The sequence below is a fragment of the Aurantimonas sp. Leaf443 genome, assembly GCF_001425575.1.
In the GTDB taxonomy this organism is placed as follows: domain Bacteria; phylum Pseudomonadota; class Alphaproteobacteria; order Rhizobiales; family Rhizobiaceae; genus Leaf443.
The window spans coordinates 260,339-286,061 of sequence record NZ_LMRD01000008.1 but is presented as its reverse complement, the minus strand read 5'-3'; the positions used below and the strand labels follow the sequence as shown (position 1 = coordinate 286,061).

General features: G+C 70.0%; 22 protein-coding genes and 1 pseudogene. 13 read left to right on the top strand and 10 right to left on the bottom strand.

Going from position 1 to position 25,723, the window contains the following annotated elements; translation table 11 throughout:
• Window positions 1-90 precede the first annotated feature (90 nt).
• Window positions 91-1,119 (bottom strand): sugar ABC transporter substrate-binding protein, encoded by a 1,029-nt coding sequence (locus ASG48_RS12715; protein WP_082529446.1) that lies wholly within the window; start codon window positions 1,117-1,119, stop codon window positions 91-93.
• A gap of 357 nt (window positions 1,120-1,476) precedes the next feature.
• Between ASG48_RS12715 and ASG48_RS12710 the strand changes: the two genes are divergently transcribed.
• Window positions 1,477-2,736 carry an ROK family transcriptional regulator gene (locus ASG48_RS12710; RefSeq protein ID WP_082529445.1) on the top strand — a complete coding sequence of 420 codons (1,260 nt, stop codon included), beginning with the start codon at window positions 1,477-1,479 and terminating at the stop codon, window positions 2,734-2,736.
• 19 nt (window positions 2,737-2,755) lie between these two features.
• Here the strand turns inward: ASG48_RS12710 and ASG48_RS12705 are convergent, their stop codons facing one another.
• Window positions 2,756-3,349, bottom strand: a complete 594-nt coding sequence (locus ASG48_RS12705; RefSeq protein ID WP_055850227.1) for a DUF2585 domain-containing protein — start codon at window positions 3,347-3,349, stop codon at window positions 2,756-2,758.
• A 73-nt stretch (window positions 3,350-3,422) separates the two neighbouring features.
• Complete coding sequence (locus tag ASG48_RS12700; RefSeq protein WP_055850225.1) at window positions 3,423-5,024, bottom strand: bifunctional metallophosphatase/5'-nucleotidase; 1,602 nt, start codon at window positions 5,022-5,024, stop codon at window positions 3,423-3,425.
• A 158-nt stretch (window positions 5,025-5,182) separates the two neighbouring features.
• Between ASG48_RS12700 and ASG48_RS12695 the strand changes: the two genes are divergently transcribed.
• Window positions 5,183-6,340 (top strand): phosphatidylglycerol lysyltransferase domain-containing protein, encoded by a 1,158-nt coding sequence (locus ASG48_RS12695; RefSeq protein WP_055850223.1) that lies wholly within the window; start codon window positions 5,183-5,185, stop codon window positions 6,338-6,340.
• Window positions 6,341-6,384: 44 nt separating this feature from the next.
• On the opposite strand, the gene ASG48_RS12690 is transcribed toward ASG48_RS12695, so the two are convergent.
• Both ASG48_RS12690 and ASG48_RS12685 read right to left on the bottom strand, forming a co-directional pair.
• Window positions 6,385-7,206: an alpha/beta hydrolase gene (locus ASG48_RS12690; protein WP_055850221.1), complete on the bottom strand. Its 822-nt coding sequence runs from the start codon at window positions 7,204-7,206 to the stop codon at window positions 6,385-6,387.
• A 122-nt stretch (window positions 7,207-7,328) separates the two neighbouring features.
• On the bottom strand, window positions 7,329-8,150 hold the full coding sequence (locus ASG48_RS12685) for a MipA/OmpV family protein (RefSeq protein WP_055850219.1): 822 nt from the start codon (window positions 8,148-8,150) through the stop codon (window positions 7,329-7,331).
• Between the two features lie 302 nt (window positions 8,151-8,452).
• Between ASG48_RS12685 and ASG48_RS12680 the strand changes: the two genes are divergently transcribed.
• On the top strand, window positions 8,453-9,439 hold the full coding sequence (locus tag ASG48_RS12680; protein ID WP_055850217.1) for a tripartite tricarboxylate transporter substrate binding protein: 987 nt from the start codon (window positions 8,453-8,455) through the stop codon (window positions 9,437-9,439).
• A gap of 254 nt (window positions 9,440-9,693) precedes the next feature.
• Here ASG48_RS12680 and ASG48_RS12675 read toward each other — a convergent pair whose 3' ends face one another.
• Window positions 9,694-11,082: a M20/M25/M40 family metallo-hydrolase gene (locus ASG48_RS12675; RefSeq protein ID WP_055850215.1), complete on the bottom strand. Its 1,389-nt coding sequence runs from the start codon at window positions 11,080-11,082 to the stop codon at window positions 9,694-9,696.
• A gap of 103 nt (window positions 11,083-11,185) precedes the next feature.
• On the opposite strand from ASG48_RS12675, the gene ASG48_RS12670 reads away from it, so the two are divergent.
• The gene (locus tag ASG48_RS12670) at window positions 11,186-11,767 is read left to right on the top strand and encodes a putative glycolipid-binding domain-containing protein (protein WP_055850213.1); all 582 of its coding nucleotides are present in this window, start codon (window positions 11,186-11,188) and stop codon (window positions 11,765-11,767) included.
• Between the two features lie 26 nt (window positions 11,768-11,793).
• Here ASG48_RS12670 and ASG48_RS12665 read toward each other — a convergent pair whose 3' ends face one another.
• On the bottom strand, window positions 11,794-12,423 hold the full coding sequence (locus ASG48_RS12665; RefSeq protein WP_055850210.1) for an FMN-binding negative transcriptional regulator: 630 nt from the start codon (window positions 12,421-12,423) through the stop codon (window positions 11,794-11,796).
• Between the two features lie 233 nt (window positions 12,424-12,656).
• Window positions 12,657-12,779, bottom strand: coding sequence for a hypothetical protein (locus ASG48_RS18940; RefSeq protein WP_280138013.1), 123 nt, complete (start codon window positions 12,777-12,779; stop codon window positions 12,657-12,659).
• Here ASG48_RS18940 and ASG48_RS12660 point away from each other — a divergent pair.
• Window positions 12,778-13,005, top strand: coding sequence for a hypothetical protein (locus ASG48_RS12660; RefSeq protein ID WP_055850208.1), 228 nt, complete (start codon window positions 12,778-12,780; stop codon window positions 13,003-13,005). The genes ASG48_RS18940 and ASG48_RS12660 overlap by 2 nt on opposite strands.
• Window positions 13,002-13,292 (top strand): type II toxin-antitoxin system RelE/ParE family toxin, encoded by a 291-nt coding sequence (locus ASG48_RS12655; protein ID WP_055850205.1) that lies wholly within the window; start codon window positions 13,002-13,004, stop codon window positions 13,290-13,292. The genes ASG48_RS12660 and ASG48_RS12655 overlap by 4 nt, the downstream gene beginning before the upstream one ends.
• Before the next feature lie 88 nt (window positions 13,293-13,380).
• Here ASG48_RS12655 and ASG48_RS12650 read toward each other — a convergent pair whose 3' ends face one another.
• On the bottom strand, window positions 13,381-14,682 hold the full coding sequence (locus ASG48_RS12650; RefSeq protein WP_055850203.1) for a sorbosone dehydrogenase family protein: 1,302 nt from the start codon (window positions 14,680-14,682) through the stop codon (window positions 13,381-13,383).
• Window positions 14,683-15,506: 824 nt separating this feature from the next.
• On the opposite strand from ASG48_RS12650, the gene polA reads away from it, so the two are divergent.
• The 6 genes and pseudogenes from polA to phaZ form a co-directional block, all read left to right on the top strand.
• Window positions 15,507-18,431 carry a DNA polymerase I gene (gene polA / locus ASG48_RS12645; RefSeq protein ID WP_055850201.1) on the top strand — a complete coding sequence of 975 codons (2,925 nt, stop codon included), beginning with the start codon at window positions 15,507-15,509 and terminating at the stop codon, window positions 18,429-18,431.
• A 217-nt stretch (window positions 18,432-18,648) separates the two neighbouring features.
• Window positions 18,649-19,905 carry a PAS domain-containing protein gene (locus tag ASG48_RS12640; RefSeq protein WP_055850199.1) on the top strand — a complete coding sequence of 419 codons (1,257 nt, stop codon included), beginning with the start codon at window positions 18,649-18,651 and terminating at the stop codon, window positions 19,903-19,905.
• Window positions 19,902-20,618: an orotidine-5'-phosphate decarboxylase gene (pyrF, locus tag ASG48_RS12635; RefSeq protein WP_055850196.1), complete on the top strand. Its 717-nt coding sequence runs from the start codon at window positions 19,902-19,904 to the stop codon at window positions 20,616-20,618. Before ASG48_RS12640 ends, pyrF begins: the two co-directional genes overlap by 4 nt.
• Window positions 20,619-20,727: 109 nt before the next feature.
• On the top strand, window positions 20,728-21,021 hold the full coding sequence (locus tag ASG48_RS12630; RefSeq protein ID WP_055850194.1) for a DUF1330 domain-containing protein: 294 nt from the start codon (window positions 20,728-20,730) through the stop codon (window positions 21,019-21,021).
• A 74-nt stretch (window positions 21,022-21,095) separates the two neighbouring features.
• Window positions 21,096-21,587, top strand: coding sequence for a GNAT family N-acetyltransferase (locus tag ASG48_RS12625; protein ID WP_055850191.1), 492 nt, complete (start codon window positions 21,096-21,098; stop codon window positions 21,585-21,587).
• Between the two features lie 95 nt (window positions 21,588-21,682).
• Window positions 21,683-22,891, top strand: a pseudogene (gene phaZ / locus ASG48_RS12620) (polyhydroxyalkanoate depolymerase); the annotation flags it as partial.
• A gap of 743 nt (window positions 22,892-23,634) precedes the next feature.
• Here phaZ and ASG48_RS12615 read toward each other — a convergent pair.
• The gene (locus tag ASG48_RS12615; protein ID WP_055850189.1) at window positions 23,635-24,141 is read right to left on the bottom strand and encodes a DUF892 family protein; all 507 of its coding nucleotides are present in this window, start codon (window positions 24,139-24,141) and stop codon (window positions 23,635-23,637) included.
• A 151-nt stretch (window positions 24,142-24,292) separates the two neighbouring features.
• Between ASG48_RS12615 and ASG48_RS12610 the strand changes: the two genes are divergently transcribed.
• Window positions 24,293-25,636, top strand: coding sequence for an ActS/PrrB/RegB family redox-sensitive histidine kinase (locus tag ASG48_RS12610; protein WP_055850187.1), 1,344 nt, complete (start codon window positions 24,293-24,295; stop codon window positions 25,634-25,636).
• Window positions 25,637-25,723 lie beyond the last annotated feature (87 nt).

The window sequence follows — 25,723 nt, the reverse complement described above, 5'->3', positions numbered from 1 at the left end:
AGCGGCCCCCGTGATCGGGACGAGGCGGACGGGCCGCCGCAGGGGAGGCGGACCGCCGAGCCTGAAGGGCCCGGGGTCCGCCGCCAGGGCTCAGCCCCAGCAGGCCTTCATCGCGTCGGCCGAGCTCATCGACTTCACGCCGTCCGCCGGCTTGTCGGTGACGAGGTCGACGCCGGTGTCGGTGAAGTTCAGGCCCTCGGTCGCGGCGGGCTTCTCGCCGGTCTTGACGAACTTGTCGACGGCCTCGACGCCCATGGCCGCCATCTTCAGCGGGTACTGCATCGAGGTCGCGCCGATGACGCCTTCCTTGACGTTGGCGACGCCCGGGCAACCGCCGTCGACCGAGACGACGAGGACCTGGCCGTCCATGCCGGCGGCCTTGATCGCCTCGTAGGCGCCGGCGGCGGCCGGCTCGTTGATCGTGTAGACGACGTTGACGCCCGGATCCTTCTGGAGAAGGTTCTCCATCGCCGTGCGGCCGCCCTCCTCGTTGCCGTTGGTCACGTCGTGGCCGACGATGCGCGCGTCGTCCTCGTCGCCGATGACGTTGATGTCCTTCGTGTCGATGCCGAAGCCCTTCATGAAACCCTGGTCGCGCATGACGTCGACGGAGGGCTGCGAGGGGTTGAGGTCGAGGAAGGCGATCTTGGCGTCGGCCGCCTTGTCGCCGAGCTGGGCCTTGGCCCACTGGCCGATGAGCTCGCCGGCGGTCAGGTTGTTGGTGGCGAAGGTGGCGTCGGCCGCGTCGATCGGCTCGAGCGAGGTGTCGAGGGCGATGACGAGCATGCCCGCGTCGCGCGCCTGCTTCAGCGAGGGCACGATGGCCTTGGTGTCGGAGGCGGTGATGAGGATGCCCTTGGCGCCGGCGGCGATGCAGCTCTCGATGGCCGCGACCTGGCTCTCGGTGTCGCCGTCGATCTTGCCGGCATAGGACTGCAGCTTGATGCCGAGTTCCTTGGCCTTGGCCTCGGCGCCTTCCTTCATCTTCACGAAGAACGGGTTCGTGTCGGTCTTGGTGATGAGGCAGACGGTGCCGGCGTCCTGCGCGAGGGCAGGGGAAGCGGCAAGGCCGACGAGGCCGGTGAGCGCGACCGAAGCCAGAAGCGTGCGGATGTTCATGTGGATCTCCTCCCGAGAGATGCCGCGGCTGGGCAGGCGCCGTCGTGCATGGTGGGTCGACCTCCCTGCCGGACCCGTCCCATTCAAGGAACCACAACCGCCGGCCGCCTGTCAACAATAATAAATCACGTGGATTTATTTATTGACCCGGGCGGGGCGACGTGGAAATCTGCGAGGCGGGAGAAGAGGATGGCACGGTCCCGGCCTTCTGGGAAGCCGATCGGTACCGCCTCTCGGGCCTCCTGCGGCGATCGGGCCTGTCCCGCATCGCCGAGGGGGCATCAAGGCCGGGCGATCGGGCGACGCGCGCCCTCGGACGCCGGGCGCGCGGACGGATCGAGAAGCGGGGGGAACGAGATGGCGGAGCCGCATATAGCTGCAGGACCGGACCGCGACGGGGGCGTGACCGCCCCGGCCGCCGTCCCGCTCGCCACCGACGAGCGCATGCGCGGCTCCAACCAGTCGGGCCTGCGCGCCCATAACGAGCGGGCCGTGCTCTCGCTGATCCGCCGCCACGGCGAACTCGCCAAGGCCGACATCGCCCGCCGCACCGGCCTCTCGCCGCAGACCGCCTCGGTCATCATGCGCGCGCTCGAGGCGGAGGAACTGGTGCTGCGCGAGAAGCCGCGCCGCGGGCGCGTCGGCCAGCCCTCCATCCCCATGCGCCTCAATCCCGACGGCGCCTTCTCGCTCGGCCTCAAGATCGGCCGGCGCTCGGTCGACCTCGTGCTGATGGATTTCGTCGGCGCCATCCGAGGCCACGAGCGGCGCACCTACGCGCTGCCGCGCGTCGCCGAGATCCTCGCCTTCGTCCAGGAGGCGGAGGCCCGGCTCGTGCAGGCGCTGAGCCCGCGGCTGCGCCCGCGCATCTTCGGCCTCGGCGTCGCCATGCCCTTCGAGCTCTGGGCCTGGGGCGAGGAGATCGGCGCGCCGGCCGGCACGATGGACGAATGGCGCAGCGTCGACATCGCCGCCGAGCTCGGCGCCCTGACGGGCAAGCCGGTGGAACTCACCAACGACGCCACCGCCGCCTGCGCCGCCGAACACGTCTTCGGCCAGACGACCTCCAACGACTATCTCTACTTCTTCGTCGGCGCCTTCGTCGGCGGGGGCATCGTCATCGCCGGCGACGTGGTGGTGGGCCGGTCCGGGAATGCCGGCGCGCTCGGCTCCATGCCCGTGCCGCGCCGCGAGGGCGGCTTCGACCAGCTCATCAACTTCGCCTCGATCCACGTCCTGGAGAAGATGATCGTCGCCGAAGGGGGCGACCCGCAGGAGATCTGGCGCTCGGAAGCGGCCTTCGAGAGCCTCGGCCCGTTGCTCGATCGCTGGCTGGAGACCTGCGCCTACGGCCTCGCCTATGCCATCGTCGCCGCCGCCTCGGTCTACGACTTCGAATGCGCGGTGATCGACGGCAGCTTTCCCCCGTCCGTGCGCGCCCGGCTCGTGGCCGCCACCGCGCGCGCCATGGGCACGCTCAAGCGCGAGGGCCTGACGCCGGTGGACGTGCGCCCCGGCACGATCGGCTCGCCCGCCCGCGAGATCGGATCGGCCAGCCTGCCCTTCTTCGCCCGCTTCCTCCTCGACCACCGCGTGCTCTACACCGACAAGGGCTGAGGGCGCGCGACGCCCGTCCTTACCCGCCCGCCTGCCAGGCGCGCACCGCGTCGAGCGGCCAGACGAGCATGAGGACGTTGAGGGTGAGGTTGTCGCGGATGAGCGCGCCGACCACGATCTCCAGCACCAGCGTGATCGCGACGCTCCAGGCCACTGGCAGGCGCGAGGCGAGCCAGAAGCCGAGCGCCATGAAGGAGAGATCGGCCATGGAGTTGAGGACGCTGTCGCCGAAATAGTCGAGCGCGATCGTGGCCGCGCGGTAGCGCTCGATCACGGCCGGCGTGTTCTCGGCGATCTCCCAGGCCGCTTCCACGAGGAGGGCGGCGAGGAAGCGCAGGCCGAGCGGGCGGTTCGGCAGGAGGAGATGGGCGAGCCCGTAGAAGATCAGCCCGTGGATGAGATGGGAGGGCGCGTACCAGTCGGCGATGTGCTGGGAGTTTTCGGAACTCTGCACCACGCCGTGCCAGAGCTTCACCGTCCCGCAGGGGCAGATCGGCGTGCGGCCCATGGCCAGAAGGATCGCCGCCGTGGCCGCGGCGATGCACAGGGCCGCGAGCGCGTGGCCCGCCGAAAGGCCCCGCCGGGATGGGGGGATCGCCCCGACCTTCGCCATCGATCTCTCCGCTGGACTGGGGCGCGCGCCGCCCCATCGGTGGGACGGGGCCGCGCGCCGGGAACGGCCGGCGCTACTGCGCCTGCGTGATCCGGTCTTCGGTGAAGGGCTTGTAGGCGCCGTTCGCCTTGCCGAGATAGTCGGCCACCGTCTCCTCGAGCGAGGGACCGTAGTCGTAGGCCTTCATGCCCTTCTCGGCGAAGACCTTGTAGCCGTCGCCGCCGCCGCGCATGTAGTTGTTGGAGACGACGAGATAGACCTTCTCGGGGTCGAGCGGCACGAAGGCCGATCCTTCCTTCACCTCCACCGAGACGATGCGCTCGCCCTTGGGCTTGCGCGGATCCCAGGTGAATTTCAGGCCCGCCACCTGGGGAAAGCGCCCGGCGAGCTCTTCCACGCTGCCGACGCCGTTCTCGAGCGCGGCCTTCAGGTCGGCCCCCTTCAGTTCGAAGGTCGCGAGCGTGTTCTGGAAGGGCAGGACGGTCAGCACCTCGCCCATCGTCACCTCGCCCGCGTCGATCGAGGCGCGAAGGCCCCCGCCATTGGCATAGGCGATGGTCACGCCCTGGTCCTTCACCCGGTCCAGCATGGCGTCGGCGACGAGGTCGCCCATCTCGCATTCCCTGACGCGGCAGGTCTCGCGCGAGCCGTCGATGGGCGCGGTCGTGGAGGCCACGACCTTGGCGCGGATCTCCTCCAGCGGCTTGCCGAGCTCGGCCACCCGCGCCTTCATCGCCGCGTCCTCGGGCACGTTGGAATCGAGGAGGATCGGCTCGCCCTTGGCCGAGGTGACGCGGCCCTTGTTGTCGAAGACGAGATCGAGCTGGCCGAGATACTTGGAATAGGCATAGGCCTGCACGATCGGCACCTCGGTGCCGTCCGGCGAGCGCACGAGGGTGGGATAGGCGCCGCTCGCGGCCTTGTCGGTGTTGGAGAGGAGCGTGTGCGTATGGCCGCCGACGATCACGTCGATCCCGTCGACGGCGGCGGCGATGCGCTTGTCGATCTCGTAGCCCGAATGGCTGAGAAGGACGATCTTGGTCACCTCGTCCTTCGTCAGTCTCTCGACCTCCGCCTTCACCGCGGGGATCGGGTCGAGGAAGTCGATCGTCGGGCCGGGGCTCGCGATCTCCGGGTTGTCCTGCGGCGTCAGGCCGATGATGCCGATGCGCTCGCCGCCCTTCTCGACGACGGTGGAGGGCAGGACCGACTTGTGCAGCTCGGGCTCGCGCGTGGTGTCGGCATTGGCCATCAGGACGGGGAAGGGCAGCATCGCGACGAAGGGCTCCAGCACCTTCGGCCCGTCGTCGAACTCGTGATTGCCGACGGCCATCGCCTCGTAGCCGGCGGCCTTCATGAACTCGGCGGCGGCCGCGCCCTTGTACTGGTTGTAGAAGAGCGAGCCCTGGAACTGGTCGCCGGCGTCGAGCACCAGCGGGTTCTCCACCGTCGCGCGCTTGGCCGCGATCGCGGCGACGACGCGCGCATAGCCGCCGAAGCAGGCCTTCTCCTCGATCTCCTTGGCCGAGCAGGTGCTGTCGTATTTGTTGATCGGCTCGGCGCGGCTGTGGATGTCGTTGGTGTGGAGGATCGTCAGCTTGAAGTCGGCGAGCGCCGGCGCGGCGCCGGCGCTGGACAAAGCGAGGGCGGCGGCGATGCGGGCGAGCTTCGTCATCGAGGATCTGTCTCCAGGGCTGCGGACCGTTCCTTGCGAGGTCTATCGCCGGACTTCAGACCAGCGCAAGCCATCCGTCCCATGGAGGAGCCCGAACTTCCTCCGCGGAAGCAGCCGCGCGGACACGCGATGCGTGCCGGACCACCGATGGGATCGCCATGAGCCTTGCGCGCGCCGCGGGAAACGATGCCGGGCCTTCGCCCTTCGAGCCCGCCCCGCCGGCGCCGGACGCGCCCGCCGGCCCGCCGCTCGTGGAGGCTTTGCGCCGCCGCGGCTTCCTGGCGCCGCCGACGCGACGGCGACGCGGCGCCGCATCCGGTCCGGCGCGGGGAGAGGCCCTTTCGGCAGCGCTCGCCATCGTCGAGCGGCAGGGGTGCGGCGAGGCCAATCTCGCGCGCATGGGCGACAAGGACATCCTCCTCGCCGAGGAGGGCGACGCGTTCGTGATGTATGCGCGGCGCGGGCGCTCGCTCGTCGCCCTCGGCGATCCCGTCGGCAATCGCGAGCGCCTGCCGGGGCTCGTGGAGCGCTTCGCGGCGCTGGCGCGGGCCGAGGGCGCCCGGCCGGTCTTCTACCAGGCCTCGCAGGAATTTCTTCAGGCCGCCGCCCCCGCCGGTCTGCGCGGCTACAAGCTCGGCGAACAGGCCCTCGTCGATCTGCCGGGCTTCGACATGAAGGGCGGGCGCTGGGCGAACCTGCGCCGCGCCACCAACCGTGCCGAGCGCGACGGGCTCGCCTTCGCCATGGTGGAGGCCGGCGGCGTCGCCGCGCTGATGACCGAGCTGGAGGAGGTCTCGCGCCAGTGGCTCGCCCATCACCGGGCGCGCGAGAAGGGCTTCTCGCTCGGCACGTTCGATCCGGCCTATCTCGCCGGCCAGCCCGTCGCCACGATGCGCTTCGAGGGGCGGCTCGTCGCCTTCGCCTCCGTCCTGTCGACGCCGGTGAAGGGCGGCGCCTTCATCGACCTCATGCGCTTCGCGCCGGGCGTCCATCGCGGGTTGATGGACCTCCTCTTCGTCCGGATCATCGAGACGCTGCGGGCGGACGGCTTCGCCACGCTCAATCTCGGCATGGCGCCGCTGAAGGGGATCGCCGAGGCGCCGGGCACGCCGGTCTGGAACCGCGTCGGGCAGGCGGTGTTCGAGCGCGGCGAACAGTTCTACAACTTCAAGGGGCTGCTCGCCTTCAAGGCGAAGTTCGAGCCGCGCTGGGAGCCGCGCTTCCTGGCGGTGCCCGCCGCCTCCAATCCCTATCTCGCCGCCATGGACGTCGCCATCCTCATCGGCGGGGGCCTGCGCGGCGTCCTCGGCAAGTAGCGCGCCGCCGGAGGGCTCCGGCGACGCGCGACGGGCACCGGACGTCAGCCGCGCGCGAAGCGGGCGAGGTCGGCGTTGAGCCGGTCGCGTTCGGTATAGTGCAGACCGTGGGCGGCGCCCTCGTAGACCACGAGCTCCGAGCCCGCGATCATCTCGTGCGCCCGCTGTCCGGAGACCTCGAGCGGCACGGTCTTGTCGCCCGAGCCGTGGATGACGAGCGTCGGCACGCGGAAGTTCTTCGTGTCGGGCCTGAAGTCGGTGGCGGAGAAGGCCCTGACGCAGTCGAGCGTCGCCTTCGGGCTGGCCTGCAGTGCGAGCCCCTGCGTCCAGTCGAGGAAGGGCGCCGAGAGCGAGAAGTTCAGAAGGCCGGCGCCGTAGAAGGCCTTGCCGAAATCGTGCAGGAAGTTCGGCCGGTCGGCGCGCAGGCCCTCCACGAACTCGTCGAAGACCGACTGGTCGACCCCGTCCGGATTGTCCGGGCCCTTCAGGAGATAGGGCACGACGGAGGAGACGAGCACCGCCTTGCCGACGCCCCGGCCCTGGTGGCGCGTCATGTAGCGGGCGACCTCGCCCCCGCCCATTGAGAAGCCGACGAGGACGGCGTCCGACAGGTCGAGCTCGTCGAAGACCGCCGCGAGATCGTCCGTCATCGTGTCGTAGTCGTAACCCGTATAGGGCTTGCCGGACCGGCCGAAGCCGCGCCGGTCGTAGGAGACGACGCGAAAGCCCTGCTCGGCGAGCGGGATGGCGTTGTACTCCCACATTTCCGACGAGAGCGGCCAGCCGTGGACGAGAACGATCGTGCGACCGGTGCCCCAGTCGTTGACGTGGATCGGGGTGCCGTCGCGGGCGGTGATCGTGGGCATGCCGGTCTCCGGGAACTACGTTTCGCTCCCGGCAGAACGGAAGACGGCGCGGACGGTTTCCCGTCTCGCGCCGCCGTGATCGCAGATTGCTTGGCCGCGACGCGATGCGCGCGGCCCGTTTCTCAGAAGAGGTCGAGCGAGAAGCGGTGCGAGACGCCGAGGCCGACGCGGAACTGGTCGGCGCTGCCGGCGTCCACCACCGGCGAATCCTTGGCGTCGCTCACGAGGCGCTCGTAGGAGGCGTCGGCCCGCAGGAACCAGTCGGTGAAGACCTCGTACTTGGCCGAGGCCGCGACGCCGACCGACTTGAAGCCGCCATCCGCCTCGTAGGCGTCGAACTTGCCGCCGCTGCGCGCCGCTTCCGCGGCGCTGACGGAGAAGTACTCGTCCATGTAGCCGGAGGAGGCGAAGGTGGCGAGCGGGCCGGCCTTCAGCTCCCAGGCCTCTGTCGGACGCGCGATGAGGTTGCCGCCGACTTCGCCGATGACGCCCTCGGCACCGCCGAACGCGTAGCGGCCGGCGCCGTAGATCTCGGCATAGTCCCACTCGTAGCTGGCCTTGAGGCCGATCTCGTAGGTCGCGTCGACGTCGTTCAGGCCGACGAGGTCGTCCTCGTCGCGCTCGCCGGTATAGCCGAAGGAGGGGCCGATGGAGAAGCCGCGCCCGTCCTTGCCGCCGAAGGCGCCGATGCCCGGAATGTTCAGGTATTCGAGGTCGATGATCGGCGAGACGCCGAAGTCCACGTCGTCGGAGCCCTCGTAGGAGGGGACCATGATGCCGGAAATGCCGAGCTCGATGACGATGTCGCTGTCGCCGTAGTCGTTGGCGGCCGTGACGAGGGGCGCGGGGGCCGCCTCGTAGGGGCCGACCGTCGCGTCGGCGGCGAGCGCCGCGCCCGGCAGGGCGAGAAGGGCGAGGAGCGGCAGGGAGAAGCGGGAGATCATGGCATCGAACCTGAGAGCGTCGTTGTCCGCAGATGTCGGGAACTCTCCTGTCCTGGCAAGGTGTTCCGTCCGCTCCCTCGCGCTTCGCACGATGCGCGTTGCGCTTTGGCCACGCGTGGCGCGGGGGCAACAGGCACCGAAGCGCAAGGCGCGGGCCCCTCGACACGCAGACCCGCGCCGGACGGTGTGGAGCCGGACGCGATCGACCGCGGCGGGCCTCGCCTTGCGGGCGCGCGCCATCCTTGCCAAAACTCCGCCCCAGGGACCGCCGCGAACTCGCGCGGCTTTCGGGAGGACGACACATGAACAGACGCCGCTTCGGCACCGCACTCGCCGCCGCCACGCTCCTTGCAGGCACGCTCGGCCTTGCCCTGCCCGCCGCCGCGCAAGGGTTTCCCGAGAAGCCGGTCACGCTCGTCGTGCCCTTCGCCGCGGGCGGATCGACGGATCTCGTCGCGCGCACCATCGCCCAGGCCATGAGCACCGAACTCGGCCAGCAGGTCCTGGTCGACAACAAGGGCGGGGCGGGCGGCAATCTGGGCGCGAGCTTCGTGGCGCAGGCCCAGCCCGACGGCTACACGATCCTGATGGGCACGATCGCCACGCACGCCCTCTCCGCCTCGCTCTACGCCAAGCCCCCGTTCGATCCCGAGAAGGACTTCGCCCCGATCGCCTGGCTGGTGACGGTGCCGAACGTCCTCACCGTCAACAAGGACTATCCGGCGAAGGACGTGAAGGAGCTGATCGCCCGCCTCAAGGAGAAGCCGGGCGAGGAGACCTATTCGTCGTCGGGCAACGGCACGCCGCTGCACCTGTCGGGCGAGCTGTTCAAGTCGATGGCCGGGGTCGACATGGTGCACGTGCCCTATCAGGGCTCGGGGCCGGCGCTCGTCGACGCGATTTCCGGCGCGGTGCCGATCAACTTCGACAACCTGCCCTCCTCGACCGAGCATATCCGCTCCGGCCAGCTGCGGGCACTGGCGGTGACGACGAAGACGCGCGCCGAAAACTTCCCCGACATCCCCACGATGGAGGAAGCGGGCGTGCCGGGCTACGAGACCAACACCTGGAACGCCTTCTTCGCGCCCGCCGGCACGCCGCCGGAGGTGATCGCGCGCCTCAACGAGGCGGCCAACAAGGCGATCCAGGAGCCGGCGGTGAAGGCCCGCCTCGCCGAGGTCGGCGCGACCGTCGTCGGCGGCACGCCGGACGAACTCGCCGCCCACGTCAAGAGCGAGATCGCGCGCTGGAAGCCGGTCATCGAGGCCTCCGGCGCCCGCATCGAATAGGGGCGCCGACCCCGCGAAGGCCGGTCCCGACCTGCACAGGGCCGTTCCCTCGGGAGCGGCCCTTCTCGCCCCGCCCTTCGGCAGGGGTCCAGAAACAAAGAAGGCGGCGGGGAAGACCCCGACCGCCTTCTTTCGCCAAGCCCCCGCCGGCGCAGTGCCTCGAAGGATGCTACGACCTTCGCAAGAAGAGACTGCCGCTCCAAGCTTAACCGAAGCTTAATGCTGCGCTCCGATATGGTTCTACTTGGCGTTCCTCAAGCAGCCGCGAAGGCGGCGAGGATGCGCGCCCAGGACCGCTGGCCGCGATGGAACGAGCTCATCTCGTATTTCTCGTTCGGCGAATGGATGGCGTCGTCGGCGAGCGCGAAGCCGATGAGGAGCGCCTCCATGCCGAGCCGCTTGCCGAAGAGGCCGGCGACGGGAATGGAGCCGCCCATGCCGATCATGGCGGCGGGCTTGGGCCACTCGTCCGAGAGCGCGGTGCGCGCCTTGCGCAGGAAGGGCGAGTCGATCGACAGCTGGATCGCCGGCGAGGCGCCGTGCTCGGCGAAGGTGGCGCGGCAGTCGGCCGGCAGGCGCTCGGTGACGAACCGGCGGAAGGCGGCGCGGATCTTCTGCGGGTCCTGGTTCGAGACGAGGCGGAACGAGATCTTGGCGAAGGCTTCCGCCGCGATCACCGTCTTGAAGCCGGCGCCGGTATAGCCGCCCTCGATGCCGTTGAACTCGGCCGTCGGGCGCGACCAGACCTGTTCCAGCACCGAGCGGTCCCGCTCGCCCGCCGGCACCGAGAGGCCGATCTCGCCGAGGAACTCGTCCTGCGAGAAGGGTAGGCCCTTCCACATCGCATCCACCTCCGGGTCGAGTTCCTCCACGCCCTCGTAGAAGCCGGGGATCGTCACCCGGCCGCTCTCGTCGTGGATCGCGGCGAGGATCTTCGACAGGACGCGGATCGGGTTCTGCGCCGGCCCGCCATACTGGCCCGAATGCAGGTCGCGGCTGGCAGCATGGATCGTCACTTCCTCGCCGACGAGCCCGCGCAGGCTGGTGGCGATGGCGGGCGTGTCGCGGTCCCACATGCCGGTGTCGCAGATCAGCGCGACGTCGGCGGTCAGCTCCTCGCGATGGGCGTCGAGGAAGGGCACGAGCGAGGGCGAGCCGGACTCCTCCTCGCCTTCGAGGAAGATCGTCACGCGGCAGGGCAGGGCGCCGGTCTCGGCCTTGTAGGCGCGGCAGGCCTCGATGAAGGTCATCAGCTGGCCCTTGTCGTCCGAGGAGCCGCGCGCCACGATGCGCTTCGTCCCGTCCGGCCGCTCGCTGACCACGGGGTCGAAGGGCTTGGACGTCCACAGATGCAGCGGGTCCACCGGCTGCACGTCGTAATGGCCGTAGAAGAGGACGTGCGGCGCGCCCTGCGGCCCGTCGTGATGGGCGACGACCATCGGATGGCCGGGCGTCTCGCGCAGCGAGGCGGAAAAGCCGATGGCCGAGAGGTCGTCGGCCAGGAACTGCGCCGCGCGCCGGCACTCCGTCGCATAGGCCGGGTCGGTCGAGATCGAGGGAATGCGCAGGAGATCGCAGAGCCGCTCCACCGACCGGTCGAGATTCATGTCGATGCAGGTGAGGATACTGTCGAGTTCGGCCATCGGAAATCCTTCGGGCAGACGCGTTGAAGGCCCGGTCTAGACCATCGGCGGGCGAGGGGCCAAGCGGCGCGCGGCATCGGCCGGAGCGCAGGGGAGGAAGCCCATGGAGCGACGGCGCATCGAGGCGCGGTGGCGCGAGGCGACGGGAACGGGCCTCGAACAGCTCGCGCTGACGATCGGGGCGGAGGGCATCGCCGCGGAAGGTCTCGTCCTCGGCCCCGCCGGCGGCGCCGGCTCTCCCCTTGGCGTCGAGGGCAGGGCCCTGCGCTACGCGCTCGTCTGCGACCCCGGCTGGACGCTGCGCCGCGCCACGATCGCCCGTCTCGGCGGCGAGACGCTCACCCTCCTGCGCGGGGACGACGGCTCCTGGCACGACGGCGAGGGCCGGCGGCTTCGAGGACTTGACGGGGCGATCGATCTCGACCTCTTCGCCACGCCCTTCACCAACACGCTGCCGATCCGCCGGCTCGGCCTCGAGATCGGCGAGAGCCGCGATCTCGTCATGGCCTTCGTCGATCTCGACGCCCATGGCCTGACGGTTGCGCCCGCCCCCCAGCGCTACACCCGCCTCGCGCCCCGCCTTTGGCGCTTCGAGAGCCTCGACGCCGACTTCACGCGCGATCTCCTGGTGGATGGAGAGGGGCTGGTGGTGGACTATCCCGGATTGTTCGAACGGGTTGGCTGAGCGTCGCTCTGTCCTTGTCGCGACGCTCACGTCGCCTTTGCGAGACGCTTCGTCATCCGCTCGGCGACCGCCTCGCCGCCCGTGGCGCGCAGGCCTTCGATGGCGCCCAGATAGTCGCGCGGCTCACGGTTCTGGCTGAGCTTGGACTTCGCCAGCGTCCTGGTGATCGCGATCCGGAAGGCGACGACATTGCGGAGCATCTGCTCCATGTAGTCCGCCGGTGCATCCGCCATGCGCCATGCGTCGGCCCCGTTCACGCGCCGCTCGTGTGCGCGGGTGAGGAGGCCGACGGCGGCGCGCTTGGAGCGCTCGTCATGCTGGAACGCGATGGCCCCGTAGATGTGGACGACCCGATAGTTCCAGGTCGGCACATGGCGGTGATGCTCGGGCTTGGACGGATAGAAGTTCGGCGAGACGTAGCCGTCCTCGCCCCGGAAGATCGCGAGGACTTCCGACCCGTCCGCGACGAGACGGTGCATGTCGTTGGCGAGGGCGACATGGCCGACGAGCGCGTTCTCCGGTCCGCAGAGAAGGGGGATGTGATTGGCGATCAGGCCTTTCGTCGTCTGCGCGACGATGCAGGCGAGCGGGGCGGTCTCGATCACGGAGGCAATCTCGCGAGCGTCGATCTCGAAGAAATGCGGAGGAATGTACATGCCCTGGGCCCGCTTCTGGATTCCATCTCGTCAACTCATACGATGATCCTGTCGCCGGTCCCAATGAAGACGTGATGCGAATCCTGCCGATCACGGGCCATGTCTCATTGGATCGAGGTTCGTCTCCCCATTCGGCAGCATCCTTTGCGGGTGTCTTTGCCGAGGCCGATGCCGATGCCGGACAAGGCCGATCGAGCGATCTCAGTCGGCCTGCCTCGTCACGCTCCTCTTGCTCACGCCCCCGAGACGCGCCAGATCGCCTCGTCGCTGTCGTCTCCGGGCAGCGCGAGCGGATTTGCCGCATCGGCGGGCAGGACAGTTCTCCCGCCATGGAGAACCGGGTAGACTGACGACATGACGGAGCTTCTGGAACATGCGGTGAAGACCGCCCGCGCGCTCTCCCCCGAACGGCAGGACGATCTCGCCCGCATCGTCCTGGCCTATGCCGGCCATGCCGAGCCCGTGATCGAGTTGAGTGCCGAAGAGGAAGCCGACCTGATCGAGGCGCAGGCCGAGATGGAGCGCGGAGAGTTCGCGTCGGAGGAAGAGGTCGAGGCGGTCCTGTCGAGATTTCGCGATTGAGGCTGCGCTACCAGAAGCGTGCGCTCAAGCCGATCGAAACCGCTCTGACCTTCGTCGCGCATCGTTCGCCCCAGGGCGCCGCCCATATCGAGGCGAGCCTCTCGGCGGCGATCGGGCTGATATCGCGGCATCCTCATTGCGGACGGAAGACGCCGATACCGGGCGTCCGGCGCTTTTACCTGACGCCCTACCCTTATTTCTTCAACTATTTCGCAGGCGAAGAGGAAATCGTGGTCCAGCGGTTTCGCCATGCCGCGCGAAAGCCGCTGTCCTTCGAGGCACGCTGAAGTTCAAGCCAGTGGCCGGCGACGGCGCAGGAAGCCCGAAGGTTGGGCTTCGTGCGTCCGGTCGGCTTATCCCCTCACGCGCCTTTCCTCACGCCCCCGTGACGCGCCAGATCGCGTCGCCCACGTCGTCGGCGACGAGCAGCGAGCCGTCCGGGCCGATGGCGACGCCGACGGGGCGGCCGTAGGAGGCCTTCTCGTCGGGCGAGAGGAAGCCGGAGAGGATGGTGCGCGGCGGGCCGGAGGGCCTGCCGTTCTCGAAGGGCACGAAGATGACCTTGTAGCCCGAGAGCGTCGAGCGGTTCCACGAGCCGTGCTGGCCGACGACCATGCCGTCGGGAAAGCCCGGCAAGGTGCCGGCGGGGAGCCAGCACAGGCCGAGCGAGGCCGTGTGGCCGCCGAGCGCGTAGTCCGGGCGGATGGCGCGCGCGACGAGGCTCGCATCCTGGGGCACGCGGTCGTCGACGGTCTGGCCCCAGTAGCAATAGGGCCAGCCGTAGAAGCCGCCGTCCTGGACCGAGGTCAGGTAGTCGGGCGGGGTCTCGTCGCCGATGCCGTCGCGCTCGTTGACGACGGTCCACAGGGTGCCGGTCGTCGGTTCGAGGGCGAGGCCGACCGGGTTGCGCAGGCCCGAGGCGAAGATGCGGGCGGTGCCGCTCGCAAGGTCCAGCTCGTAGATCGCCGCGCGCCCTTCCTCCACCGCCATGCCGCTCTCGGCGATGTTGCTGAGCGAGCCGACGCCGACGAAGATCCTCGTGCCGTCCGCGCTCTTCAGGAGGCTGCGCGTCCAGTGGCCGCCGGGCTTGAACGTCGTCAGGCGCCGGCCGGGCGCGGCGATGCGATCGGCGCCCTCTTCGTAAGGATAGGCGAAGACGCCATCCGTGTTGCCGACATAGAAGGTGCCCTCGTGCAGCGCCATGCCGAAGGGCTGGTTGAGTCCTTCCATGAAGGCGCCCTGCGTCTCCGCGACGCCGTCGCCATTGCGGTCGCGCAGGAGCGTGATGCGGTTGGGGCTGTCGCCGAGCGCGGCGGCGCGGCGCATCGTGGCGTCCATCGCATAGTCGAAGACCGACTTGATGCCGCCGGGAACGCTGAGCGCCTCGGCCACGAGGACGTCGCCGTTCGGCAGGACCTCGATCCAGCGCGGGTGCTTCAGGCCCATGGCGAAGGCGTTGACCTTCAGGCCGGGCGCGGCGTCCGGCACCTGGCCGGGGCTCCAGCCGCGCGCGGTCGGCATCTTCAGCGTCGGCAGCGCGCCCTGCGACTTGGCCGGCGGGATGGCCGGCGCCGGGCCGACGGCCGGATCGTGCGCCTCGTCGCGCATGCGCCGCACGAGGATGGACGCCGCGCCGACGGCGGCGACGCCGCGGGCAAAGAGGCCGGATATGGTCATGTACGCTCCCCGGCGGCGCGCCCGATCGAAAGGCCTCGGCGCGCCGCATCTTCCACCAGGACAGGCCCGCTCGCTGTCGCGGCGAGGCCTCGATTCCGTTCGCTGCCAATCTAGAGCAGTCGATGTCCGCTTGGAACCGGCGTCCGCCATCCGCGCGTGCGACGCCCGCTACCTGGAGCGAACGCCATCAAGGCCGATGGAAGCCGAACTACATCGAAGGGGGAAGGAGCGAAGGGACCGCCGCGGCCTGGAGGGGGATACACCGCGACGGCCCTTCTGCTTGTCGTGAACGGAAGGTCCCGGAGAGGGGGAAAGGGACCGGACCGCTCTTACCCCGACGGAGAAGCGGGGGACATGCTCCCGCCGGGTCCGGCGCATCGCGCGCCGTCCCACTCAAGATGAGCCGGGGGTGGGGTGAAATCAAGGCTTCAACGGCAAAAGGGCGTGTCACATGGATGTGAGCACGCCTTACAAGTTCGACAGGTGACATGAACCCCGGCCCGAAGGCAAGAGGCCGGGCCGGGATCGGCCGCTTCGGGGTCGCGCTCGTGCCTGCGAAAGCGGCGGGCCGCCGCGTCGGCAGGGGGCGTCGCGGGCCGGCCGGATCGTCGCCCGTGCCGGTGGCGGGACCCTGGGCGAGGGCGCGTCGTCCCGCCCGCGGCAAGGCCCCGTCCGGCGGGCGGGGCCTTGCCGCCGGTGGACTCCCCGCCCGTCTCCCCTTAAGCCCTCGCGGGGACCGGCGAAGGCGCGGACGCGGCGGGCCGGCAGGCCGCGCGGCAGGGGTCGCGCCGCCAGGGACCCCGTTCGCACGAGAGAGGCACGACATGAAGCCAGGCGACCATCTCTTCCTCGTCGATGGCTCGGCCTACATCTTCCGTGCCTATCATGCGCTGCCGCCGCTGACGCGCAAGTCCGACGGCACGCCCGTCGGCGCCGTCTCCGGCTTCTGCAACATGCTGTGGAAGCTCGTGGAGGAATCGCGCGACACCTCGGTCGGCGTGGCGCCCACCCATTTCGCCGTCATCTTCGACCACTCCTCGACCACCTTCCGCAACGCGCTCTACGACGGCTACAAGGCCAACCGCGTGGCGCCGCCCGAGGACCTCGTGCCGCAATTCGCGCTCATCCGCGAGGCGGTGCGCGCCTTCGACCTGCCCTGCGTCGAGAAGGAAGGTTTCGAGGCGGACGATCTCATCGCGACCTATGCGCGCCTCGCGGTCGAGGCGGGCGGCGACGTCACCATCGTCTCCTCCGACAAGGACCTGATGCAGCTCGTCGGCCCCAAGGTCGTCCTCTACGACCAGATGAAGGACAAGCGCCTCGGGCCGCCGGAAGTCTTCGAGAAGTTCGGCGTCTTCCCCGAGAAGATGATCGATCTCCAGGCGCTGGTCGGCGACACGTCCGACAACGTGCCGGGCGTGCCGGGCATCGGCCCCAAGACGGCCGCCCAGCTCCTGGAGGAGTTCGGCGACCTGGAGACGCTGCTGGCGCGGGCCGGCGAGATCCGCCAGGCCAAGCGGCGCGAGAACCTCATCGCCTTCGCCGACCAGGCGCGCCTCTCCAAGCGCCTCGTCACGCTCGACCAGGACACGCCGCTCGACGTGGGCCTCGACGATCTCTTCATCCACGAGCCGGACGGCGAGAAGCTCGTCGCCTTCCTGAAGGCGATGGAATTCACGACGCTGACGCGGCGCGTCTCGGCGACGCTCGGCACCGACGCGTCGAGCGTGCCGGCGCAGGAGATCGCCGTCGACGGGCCGGCGCGCGGCCCCGACCTCGATCCCGCCGCGGCAAAGCCGGTCTCGGGCGAGGGCACGGTCCTGCCCTTCACGCCGCAGGCGCTCGCCGAGGGGCGCCGCGCGGCCGCGGCCGGCGAGGCGTTCGACCGCAACGCCTATCTGACGCTTCGCGACGGCGATGCGCTGAGCGCCTTCCTGGAGGAGGCGCGCGAGACCGGGCTCCTGGCCTTCGACACAGAGACCGACCAGCTCTCGGCCATGCGCGGCGGGCTCGTCGGCCTGTCCCTCGCGGTCGCTCCCGGCCGCGCCGCCTATGTGCCGCTCGCCCACGTGCCCCCCGGCGCGCCCGCCGATCTCCTGACCGAGGACGCCCAGAAGGACGCCGTCGGCGCGCAGATCCCGCTGGAGGAGGCGCTCGCCATCCTCAAGCCGTGGCTGGAGGACGCCTCGATCCTGAAGATCGGGCAGAACTTCAAGTACGACTATCTCGTCATGCTCAGGCACGGGATCGAGATCGCGCCCTTCGACGACACGATGCTGATCTCCTACGCGCTCGACGCCTCCGCCTCGCTCGAAGGGCACGGCATGGACGAGCTGTCCGAGCGCTTCCTCGGCCACAAGCCGATCTCCTACAAGGACCTGTGCGGCTCGGGCCGCACGGCGCGGCCGATCGCGGCCTGTCCGATCGAGGCCGTCACCGAATATGCCGCCGAGGACGCGGACGTGACCCTGCGCCTCTGGCGCGTGTTGAAGCCGCGCCTCGTCGCCGAGGGTCTCGTCTCGGTCTACGAGCGCCTGGAGCGCCCGCTCGTCCCCGTGCTCGCCCGCATGGAGCAGCGCGGCATCGCCGTCGACCGGCAGATTCTGTCGCGCCTGTCGGGCCGCTTCGCGCAGAAGCAGGCCGGGCTGGAGGCGGAGATCTCGGAAATGGCCGGGGAAAGCTTCAATCCCGGCAGCCCCAAGCAGCTCGGCGAGGTGCTCTTCGGCAAGCTCGGCCTGCCCGGCGGCCGCAAGACCAAGACCGGCCAGTGGTCGACCGACGTGAAGGTGCTGGAGGATCTGGCCGCCGAGGGCCACGAGCTGCCGCGCCGCATCGTCGACTGGCGCCAGCTCAGCAAGCTGAAGGGCACCTATACCGACGCCCTGCCGCTGCACATGGACGAGGCGGGGCGCATCCACACCTCCTTCTCCATGGCCTCGACGACGACGGGGCGCCTGTCCTCCTCCGAGCCGAACCTCCAGAACATTCCCGTGCGCACCGAGGAGGGGCGGGCGATCCGCACCGCCTTCGTCGCGCCCGAGGGCACGCGCCTCGTCTCGGCCGACTACAGCCAGATCGAGCTGCGCATCCTCGCCCATGTCGCCGACATCCCGCAGCTGAAGGAGGCCTTCCGACTCGGCCAGGACATCCACGCCATGACCGCCTCCGAGATGTTCGGCGTGCCCGTCGAGGGCATGGCGCCGGACGTGCGCCGGCGCGCCAAGGCGATCAACTTCGGCATCATCTACGGCATCTCGGCCTTCGGCCTCGCCAACCAGCTCGCCATCGGCCGCGAGGAGGCGGGTCTCTACATCCGCCGCTATTTCGAGCGCTTCCCCGGCATCCGCGACTACATGGACGCCACCAAGGCCTTCGCCAAGCAGCACGGCTATGTCGAGACGCTGTTCGGCCGGCGCGCGCACTATCCCGACATCCGCTCGCCCAACCCGTCCGTGCGCGCCTTCAACGAGCGCGCCGCGATCAATGCCCCGATCCAGGGCACGGCCGCCGACATCATCCGCCGTGCCATGATCCGCATGGAGCCGGCGCTGAAGGAGGCGCGCCTGTCGGCCCGCATGCTCCTGCAGGTGCACGACGAACTCGTCTTCGAGGTGCCCGAGGAGGAGGTGGAGGCGACGATGGCGCTGGTCAAGGACGTGATGGAAGGGGCGGCCGCCCCGCGCGTCGCCCTGTCGGTGCCCATCGAGGTCGAGGCCAAGGCCGCGGGCGACTGGGAAGCGGCGCATTGACGCGGGCTCCCGGCGGAAAACCGTGCGATCCGAAGGACATCACGAAGCATTCAGACACGGCGCGGTTGCCAGCCGGTGGCCCTCGCCTGTAGAGATTGAGGATAACCGTTTTTCGGCGCCGTCCGGGACCCATTTCGCCCCGCGCGTGTTGCAGATCCACGGGGTTCGAAATGGTCCGGTCCCCGGGTGTCAACGCTTGCGCGGCAATGGAGTCTCGATGGATCGACCCGACAGCGAGCCGGTCTCCGAATACGGCATGCCGCAGGGCCTGTCCGCCATGGCGCTCGCCAAGGTGCCGCTGGCGCTCGTCCTGACGAACCCGCACCTGCCCGACAATCCGATCATCTACGTGAACCGCGCCTTCGAGAACCTCACGGGCTACAGCGCGGCCGCCGCCATCGGGCGCAACTGCCGCTTCCTGCAGGGCGAGGCGACGGACCCCTCACATGTGCGGCGCATCGGCGAGGCCCTGCGCGCCGAGCGCGACCTGTCGATCGACATCGTCAACTACCGCTCGGACGGCGTCGCCTTCACCAACCGCCTGATGATGACGCCGCTGCACGACCGCGACGGCCATCTGCAGTGCTTCCTCGGCGTGCAGCGCGACATCAGCGCCGAGCAGACCGTTCGGACGAAGGATTCGAAGGCCCTCGACGCCGCTCTCGGCGAGGTGCAGCACCGCGTCAAGAACCATCTGGCGATGATCATCGGCATGATCCGCATGCAGGCGCGCGCGCGCACGAGCGCCGACAGCTTCAACGCGCTCGCCCGGCGCATCGAGAGCCTGCAGCTCCTCTACCAGGAGATGACCGAGGCGGGCGTGGCCTCCTCCAGCGACCGCAGCGTGCCGCTCGGCGCCTATGTCAGCCGCATCGCCTCCACGATCGGCCATCTCGACGGCCGCCGCTCGGTGCGCGTCAATGTCGACTGCGACGCGATCGACGTCTCTGTCGAGCAGGCCGCGCGCATCGGGCTGCTCTTCTCCGAGCTCCTGACCAACGCGCTGAAGCACGCGTTCGAGGGGCGCAGCGAAGGGCTGGTCGAGGCGCGGCTGAAGATGCTCTCCTCCGGCGTCATCCGCCTCTCCATCACCGACGACGGTGTCGGCCTGCCGAAGGGCAGCAGCTGGCCCTATGCCGGCCCGAAGCCCGAGCCGCTGGACGAGGCGGCCGTGCGCGAGATCGAGGCGTCGATCGAGACGGAGGAAGGCCCGCAGGGCGAGCCCAACATCGCCCGCGAGATCGCCCGCTCCCTCGAGGGCGGCGACGAAGCGGGGGCCGGCACCGGCACGGACGTCGTGGAAGCGTCGGCCGGGGACCCGCGGACGCGGGACGAGGACCGGGAGGCGAAGTCGCATCTGGGCGGGCGCATCGTCGTGTCGCTGGTGCGCGCGCTCGATGCCAGGCTCAACGTCAATTCGGCGACCGTCGGCACCACGGTGACGGTCGACATCCAGCCGGAGGACGCCCGATGAGCGCGGACACGTCTCTCGACGCGGCGCGGGAGCGGCTGATCGTCGGTCTCGACGTCTCGACCTGGGCCGAGGCCGAGGCGATCGTCGACGCGCTGGGCGACGAGATCACCTGGTACAAGATCGGCTACCAGCTCGCGTTCGCCGGCGGCCTGCCGCTGGTCGGCGAACTCGCGCGCGCCGGCAAGCGCGTCTTCCTCGACCTCAAGCTCCTCGACATCTCCAACACGGTGGAGAAGGGCGTGGAGAGCGCCATGGCGCTCGGTGCCTCGATGCTGACGGTCCACGCCTATCCGCATGCCATGCGCGCCGCGCGCCGCGCCTCTGAGGGCAGCGCGCTGACGGTGCTGGGCGTCACCGTCCTCACCTCGCTCGACGAGGCCGATCTCGCCGAAGCCGGCTACGGCCTCTCCATCCCCGCCCTCGTCGAGCGGCGGGCGCTCGCCGCGCGCGAGATCGGCATCGGCGGCGTCGTCGCCTCGGCCGAGGAGGCGGCGCGCCTGCGCCCGCTCGTCGGCGACGAGATGGCCATCGTGACGCCCGGCATCCGGCCCGCGGGCGCGGCGCCCGGCGACCAGAAGCGCGTGGCGACCCCGGCCGCCGCCCTTCGCGACGGCGCCTCGCATCTCGTCGTCGCCCGGCCGATCGTGGCGGCCGAGCGCCCCGCCGAGGCGGCGCGCGCCATCCTGCGGGAAATGGCCGGCGTCCTCGCCTGACGCGGGCGCCCGGAAGGCATCGACGCCGCGCGTCGCCTCGCGTTGGCCGCGCCGCGCGCCCGTCCTATATCCGGGGCACCTGAAGCCCGGGACAGAAGGATCAGCGTCGATGGCCAAGGCCTATTGGATCGCCCGCGTCGAAGTCGAGGATGCCGAGACCTACAAGGACTACGTCTCGACGGCCGCGCCCGCCTTCGCGCGGTTCGGGGCGAAGTTCCTGGCGCGCGGCGGCGCGGTGACGGAACTGGAGGGCGAGGCGCTGGGGCGCAACGTCGTCATCGAGTTCGAGAGCGCGGCGGCCGCCAAGGCCTGCTACGACAGTCCGGAATACCAGGCGGCCAAGGCGATCCGGCAGCGCTGCGCGCGGGCCGACATGATCGTCGTCGAAGGCGTGCCGAGCTGAGCGACGCGCCGACCCCCGGCACGGGACGCAGGGCCTTCAAGGGCTTCGGCCCCAAGGGCTACCGCATCCGCGTGATGGAGCCGGGCGAGGCGCCGCATCTGCATGGCGTGGCGCGGGAGGCGACCGGACTGCTCGTCGCCGCCGGGCGGTCGGAGCTCGACGGGCCGCCGCCGCCTCTGTCCGCCTTCGTGCCGAAGCTTCTTGGCCACGACGCCTATGTGGCCGAGGACAAGGCGAGCGGCACCCCGGCCGGCTTCGCGCTCGGCCTCGATCTCGGCGATCTCTACTGGCTGGCCGAACTCGCGGTCCATCCCGCCCACGGCCGGCGCGGCGTCGGCACCGCGCTCCTGAGGGCGGTGACGGAGCGGGCGCGCTGGTCCTTCCATCGCGCGCTCGGCCTCTCCACCTACGAGACGGTGCCGTTCAACGCGCCCTTCTACGCGGCACGCGGCTTCGTCAAAGTTTTGCGTAAGGACTTGAGCGCATTGTTGGAGGAACGCCTCCTCCGCGAGACGCCGCCGGGCGCCGACCCGGCCGACCGGGTCGTCATGATCCGCTGGCTGTGACGGAGGCCGACGCGAGGGACGAATCGGATCGCATCGGGGAATTGTGCATTGCAGCATAATTCTGTATCAGGAAGAAGGGCATTAAGCGGGAGTCGATGTTGTACCACTTCTACGAATGGAACCATGCGGCCCTCACGCCCCTGCGAGCCGTCGCCGACGCCACGAGGCTGTTCTACAAGAACCCGCTGAACCCGCTGTCGCAGACGGCGGCCGGGCGGACCATCGCGGCCATGGCCGAGGTGTTCGAGCGCACGACCCGCGTCTACGGCAAGCCGGAATTCGGCCTGAACGAGACGGTGGTCGACGGGCAGCGCGTGCCGGTGGCCGACAAGGTCGTCTGGGAGAAGCCCTTCGCCAGGCTCCTGCGCTTCGAGCGCGAATTGCCGAGGCGCACCAAGCGCGACCCGCGCTTCCTGATCGTCGCCCCCATGTCGGGCCACTATGCCACGCTCCTGCGCGGCACGGTGGAGGCGCTCCTGCCCTATGCGGACGTGCACATCACCGACTGGACGGACGCGCGCAAGGTGCCGCTGGCCGCCGGGCGCTTCGATCTCGACGACTATGTCGACTACGTCATCGAGATGCTGCAGTTCCTGGGGCCGGACACGCATGTGATCGCCGTGTGCCAGCCGGCCGTGCCCGTGCTCATGGCCGTCGCGGTGATGGAGGAGGCGCAGGATCCCGCCGCCCCCGCCACGATGACGCTGATGGGCGGCCCGATCGACACCCGCATCAACCCGACCGCGGTGAACAAGCTCGCCGAGGAGAAGGGGATCGACTGGTTCCGCCAGAATGTCGTGATGCCCGTGCCCTTCCCGCAGCCCGGCTTCATGCGCATGGTCTATCCCGGCTTCCTGCAGCTCTCGGGCTTCATGTCGATGAATCTCGACCGGCACATGATCGCGCAGAAGGACTTCTTCTGGCACCTCGTGAAGAACGACGGCGACCTCTCCGACAAGCACCGCGAGTTCTACGACGAGTACAACGCCGTCATGGACCTGACGGCCGAGTTCTACCTGCAGACGGTGGAAGAGGTCTTCATCAAGCACTCGCTGCCCAAGGGCGAGATCACCCATCGCGGCAAGCGCGTGGACACGACGAAGATCGTGCGCACCGCGCTCCTGACCGTCGAGGGCGAGAACGACGACATTTCCGGCGTCGGCCAGACACGCGCCGCCCACACGCTCTGCGCCTCGCTCTCCGACGACAAGCGCGTCCACTACCTGCAGCCCAAGGTCGGCCATTACGGCGTCTTCAACGGCTCGCGCTTCCGCGCCGAGATCGCCCCGCGCATCGTCGACTTCGCGCTGACGCACGGCACGACGCACAGCGAGGCGGCCCTGCCGCGCAAGGCGGCCGTGATCGAACACGCGCAACACGCGGAAGCGGCGCCCGCGCCGGAGCCCGTCGCGGTCGAGGCGGTTTCGGCGCCGGAGCCCGAAGAGGCCCGTCCGCTGCCGGTCGCGGCCGAGGCGCAGGCCGATACCGGGCCCGAAGCGTCCTTCGTTAAGGCGCCCGAGCCGGCGGCCGAGAGCGAGCCAGACGCCACGGCCGCAGAGGCCGAGGCGCCGGCACTCGGCGAGGTCGTTCCGGCCCCCGAGGCGTCGGCCGAAGCCGAGCCGGCCCATGCGCACGAGCAGGCCGAGCCCGCGGCGGACGTCCTGACCGCGGAGGCCGCGGTCGCGGTCGCGGCGGCCGGACAGATCGTCGCCGAGCCCGCGCATGCCGATGCCGCGCCCTTCGTCTTCGCCGATCCCGTCCATGCCGGCGAGCCGACGCTCGCGATCGCGCCGGACGAGACGGCGGCCAAGCTCGTGGCCGAGAGCATCGTCGCCGAGACGAAGGCCGCGCCGAAGGCCAGGACCGCGCCGACCGCCCCCAAGCCCGCCCGCACGAGCCGCCCGCGCCGCCGCTGAGGCGCGCGCCCGCCCGCGCCTTGCGCGGGCGGCGGTCGGAGCTGAAGCCGCACCCGCAGACGAAGAAGGCCCGCACCGTCGCCGGTGCGGGCCTTCTGCATGTCAGGGCCGTCCGTCCGTCCGCAGTGCGGTCAGTCCTCTTCGTCCATCGCCGCTTCGTTGATGCCGCCGAGCGCGAGATCGCTCATCGTGTCGTCGCCGTCATAGGTCGCCTCGAGGCATTCCTCGAGCTTCTCCGCGTCGTCCTCGAGATCGAGGCGCTGGGCGAAGGCGAGAACGCAGCCATAGCCGGCGATCGCGTAATGGGCCATGCGCTGGTACTGGGTGATGATCATCGCGTCGCGCGCGTCCGGATCGGTGATCTCCTCCTCCAGCGCATGCGCGCGGGCCTCCTTCACGAGGCCCTCCATGCCGCGGCAGAACTCGCCCTTGGGGTCCTTGCCGTGGCCCTCGAGGATCTCGGCCAGCACCTTCATGCCGTCGCCGATGCCCTCCACGCCTGCCTTCAGCGCGTTCTTCAGGTCCTCGTCATGCGCGGCCTCGGCGAGCTCCTGCGTCACTTTCGCCGACTGACTATTGGCGCTGTAGAGGTCCTGCAACTGGTCGAGATAGATGTCTTTGAGATTGGCGAGCGCCATGAGCTTCCCCTTTGCCGTCCGGTGTGTCCGGTGAGGGACAATCCCGGGGAAGCGCGCCCGTTCCATGGCGGAAGGTCGGGCCGGCGAAGAAGAGCCCGCGCCGGCATCGCCGGGCCTGTGCCCGCGCGCGTTCAGGACTAGGTGGAGTGACATGGACCAATCCCCGCGATCGCGCTTCAACCTCGGCCTGCCGGCCTTCGTCACGCCCATCCGCGAAAGCCAGCGGCTGCGGCTGGCGACGCTCGTGCGCCTGCGCTGGCTGTCGGTGGCGGGGCAGACGGCGGCCTGCGTCTTCGTGGCCTGGGGCTTCTGGTGGCCCTATCCCGTCGGCTGGTGCTTCCTCCTCATCGCCGCCTCGGTCGCGCTCAATCTCTTCCTGACGCTGCGCTATCCCGCCAGCCGTCGCCTGTCGTCGATGGCGGCGAGCGCCGTCCTCACCTTCGACATCCTGCAGCCTTCGGGCCTGCTCTTCCTCACCGGCGGCATCCAGAACCCGTTCGCGGTCTTCCTGATCGTGCCGGCCGTCATCGCCTCGGCGACGCAGCCGCCCCTCACCACGGTCTTTCTCGGCGTCCTCGCGGTCGCCGCCTCCACCCTCCTCGTCTTCTTCCATCTGCCGCTGCCCTGGCCGACGGACGCGCATCTGATGCTGCCGCAGCCCTATGTCGGCGGCCTGTGGTTCGCCATCGTCACGACGCTCGTCTTCTCCGCCATCTACATCTACCGCGTGGCGGCCGAATCCCGTGCGCTCGCCGACGCGCTGGGCGCGACCGAACTCGTGCTCCAGCGCGAGCAGCATCTCTCCGCCCTCGACGGGCTCGCGGCCGCGGCCGCCCACGAGCTCGGCACGCCGCTCGCCACCATCGCCCTCGTCGCCAAGGACATGGCCGCCAGCGCCGGCCCCGGCGGGGCCCATCGCGAGGATGTCGATCTCCTCGTCGAGCAGTCGGAGCGCTGCCGCGAGATCCTGCGGCGCCTCACCTCGCTCTCCTCCTCCTCCGAGGAACATCTGGCCCGCCTGTCGCTCCTGTCGCTGGTGGACGAGGTCGCCGAGCCGCACCGCCATTTCGGGGTCTCGCTGGATGTCGCGGTGGCCGAGCGCGAGGGCGCCGAGCCGGCCTCGCGCCGCAATGCCGGGGTCGTCTACGGGCTCGGCAATATCGTGGAGAACGCCGTCGACTTCGCCGCCGAGACGGTGGTGATCGAGACGGGCTGGACGGGCGAGGAGGTGCGCATCCGCGTCCTCGACGACGGGCCGGGCTTCGCGCCGGAAGTGCTGGCGCGCATCGGCGATCCCTATATGTCCGACCGCGACAGCCAGCCCCACCGCACCGGCGGCGGCCTCGGGCTCGGCCTCTTCATCGCCAAGACGCTCCTGGAGCGCACGGGCGCCGCGATCCGCTTCGGCAACCGCACCGACCGCCAGGGCGCGCTCGTCGAGATCGTCTGGCCGCGCGCCGTCTTCGCCGCCACGCGGCCGGCATTGCACGACTGAGCCGCGCGTCTGGCGGGACCTTTCTCGGCATCTGCCGCGCGGACGAGCCCGAAAGCCTCGATCGGCGGGATGCGTCTCGTCCTTTAG

Excerpts from the sequence above, each read along its gene's own strand:
- ASG48_RS12660 (WP_055850208.1), top strand. The coding sequence starts at position 12,778 with ATGACGGAGCTTCTGGAACATGCGGTGAAGACCGCCCGCGCGCTCTCC.
- ASG48_RS12695 (WP_055850223.1), top strand. The coding sequence starts at position 5,183 with ATGAGCCTTGCGCGCGCCGCGGGAAACGATGCCGGGCCTTCGCCCTTC.
- ASG48_RS18940 (WP_280138013.1), bottom strand. The coding sequence starts at position 12,779 with ATGTCGTCAGTCTACCCGGTTCTCCATGGCGGGAGAACTGTCCTGCCC.
- pyrF (WP_055850196.1), top strand. The coding sequence starts at position 19,902 with ATGAGCGCGGACACGTCTCTCGACGCGGCGCGGGAGCGGCTGATCGTC.
- ASG48_RS12715 (WP_082529446.1), bottom strand. The coding sequence starts at position 1,119 with ATGAACATCCGCACGCTTCTGGCTTCGGTCGCGCTCACCGGCCTCGTC.
- ASG48_RS12670 (WP_055850213.1), top strand. The coding sequence starts at position 11,186 with ATGGAGCGACGGCGCATCGAGGCGCGGTGGCGCGAGGCGACGGGAACG.
- ASG48_RS12615 (WP_055850189.1), bottom strand. The coding sequence starts at position 24,141 with ATGGCGCTCGCCAATCTCAAAGACATCTATCTCGACCAGTTGCAGGAC.
- ASG48_RS12685 (WP_055850219.1), bottom strand. The coding sequence starts at position 8,150 with ATGATCTCCCGCTTCTCCCTGCCGCTCCTCGCCCTTCTCGCCCTGCCG.
- ASG48_RS12705 (WP_055850227.1), bottom strand. The coding sequence starts at position 3,349 with ATGGCGAAGGTCGGGGCGATCCCCCCATCCCGGCGGGGCCTTTCGGCG.
- ASG48_RS12710 (WP_082529445.1), top strand. The coding sequence starts at position 1,477 with ATGGCGGAGCCGCATATAGCTGCAGGACCGGACCGCGACGGGGGCGTG.
- polA (WP_055850201.1), top strand. The coding sequence starts at position 15,507 with ATGAAGCCAGGCGACCATCTCTTCCTCGTCGATGGCTCGGCCTACATC.
- ASG48_RS12680 (WP_055850217.1), top strand. The coding sequence starts at position 8,453 with ATGAACAGACGCCGCTTCGGCACCGCACTCGCCGCCGCCACGCTCCTT.
- ASG48_RS12650 (WP_055850203.1), bottom strand. The coding sequence starts at position 14,682 with ATGACCATATCCGGCCTCTTTGCCCGCGGCGTCGCCGCCGTCGGCGCG.
- ASG48_RS12610 (WP_055850187.1), top strand. The coding sequence starts at position 24,293 with ATGGACCAATCCCCGCGATCGCGCTTCAACCTCGGCCTGCCGGCCTTC.
- ASG48_RS12640 (WP_055850199.1), top strand. The coding sequence starts at position 18,649 with ATGGATCGACCCGACAGCGAGCCGGTCTCCGAATACGGCATGCCGCAG.
- ASG48_RS12690 (WP_055850221.1), bottom strand. The coding sequence starts at position 7,206 with ATGCCCACGATCACCGCCCGCGACGGCACCCCGATCCACGTCAACGAC.
- ASG48_RS12700 (WP_055850225.1), bottom strand. The coding sequence starts at position 5,024 with ATGACGAAGCTCGCCCGCATCGCCGCCGCCCTCGCTTTGTCCAGCGCC.
- ASG48_RS12630 (WP_055850194.1), top strand. The coding sequence starts at position 20,728 with ATGGCCAAGGCCTATTGGATCGCCCGCGTCGAAGTCGAGGATGCCGAG.
- ASG48_RS12625 (WP_055850191.1), top strand. The coding sequence starts at position 21,096 with ATGGAGCCGGGCGAGGCGCCGCATCTGCATGGCGTGGCGCGGGAGGCG.
- ASG48_RS12675 (WP_055850215.1), bottom strand. The coding sequence starts at position 11,082 with ATGGCCGAACTCGACAGTATCCTCACCTGCATCGACATGAATCTCGAC.
- ASG48_RS12665 (WP_055850210.1), bottom strand. The coding sequence starts at position 12,423 with ATGTACATTCCTCCGCATTTCTTCGAGATCGACGCTCGCGAGATTGCC.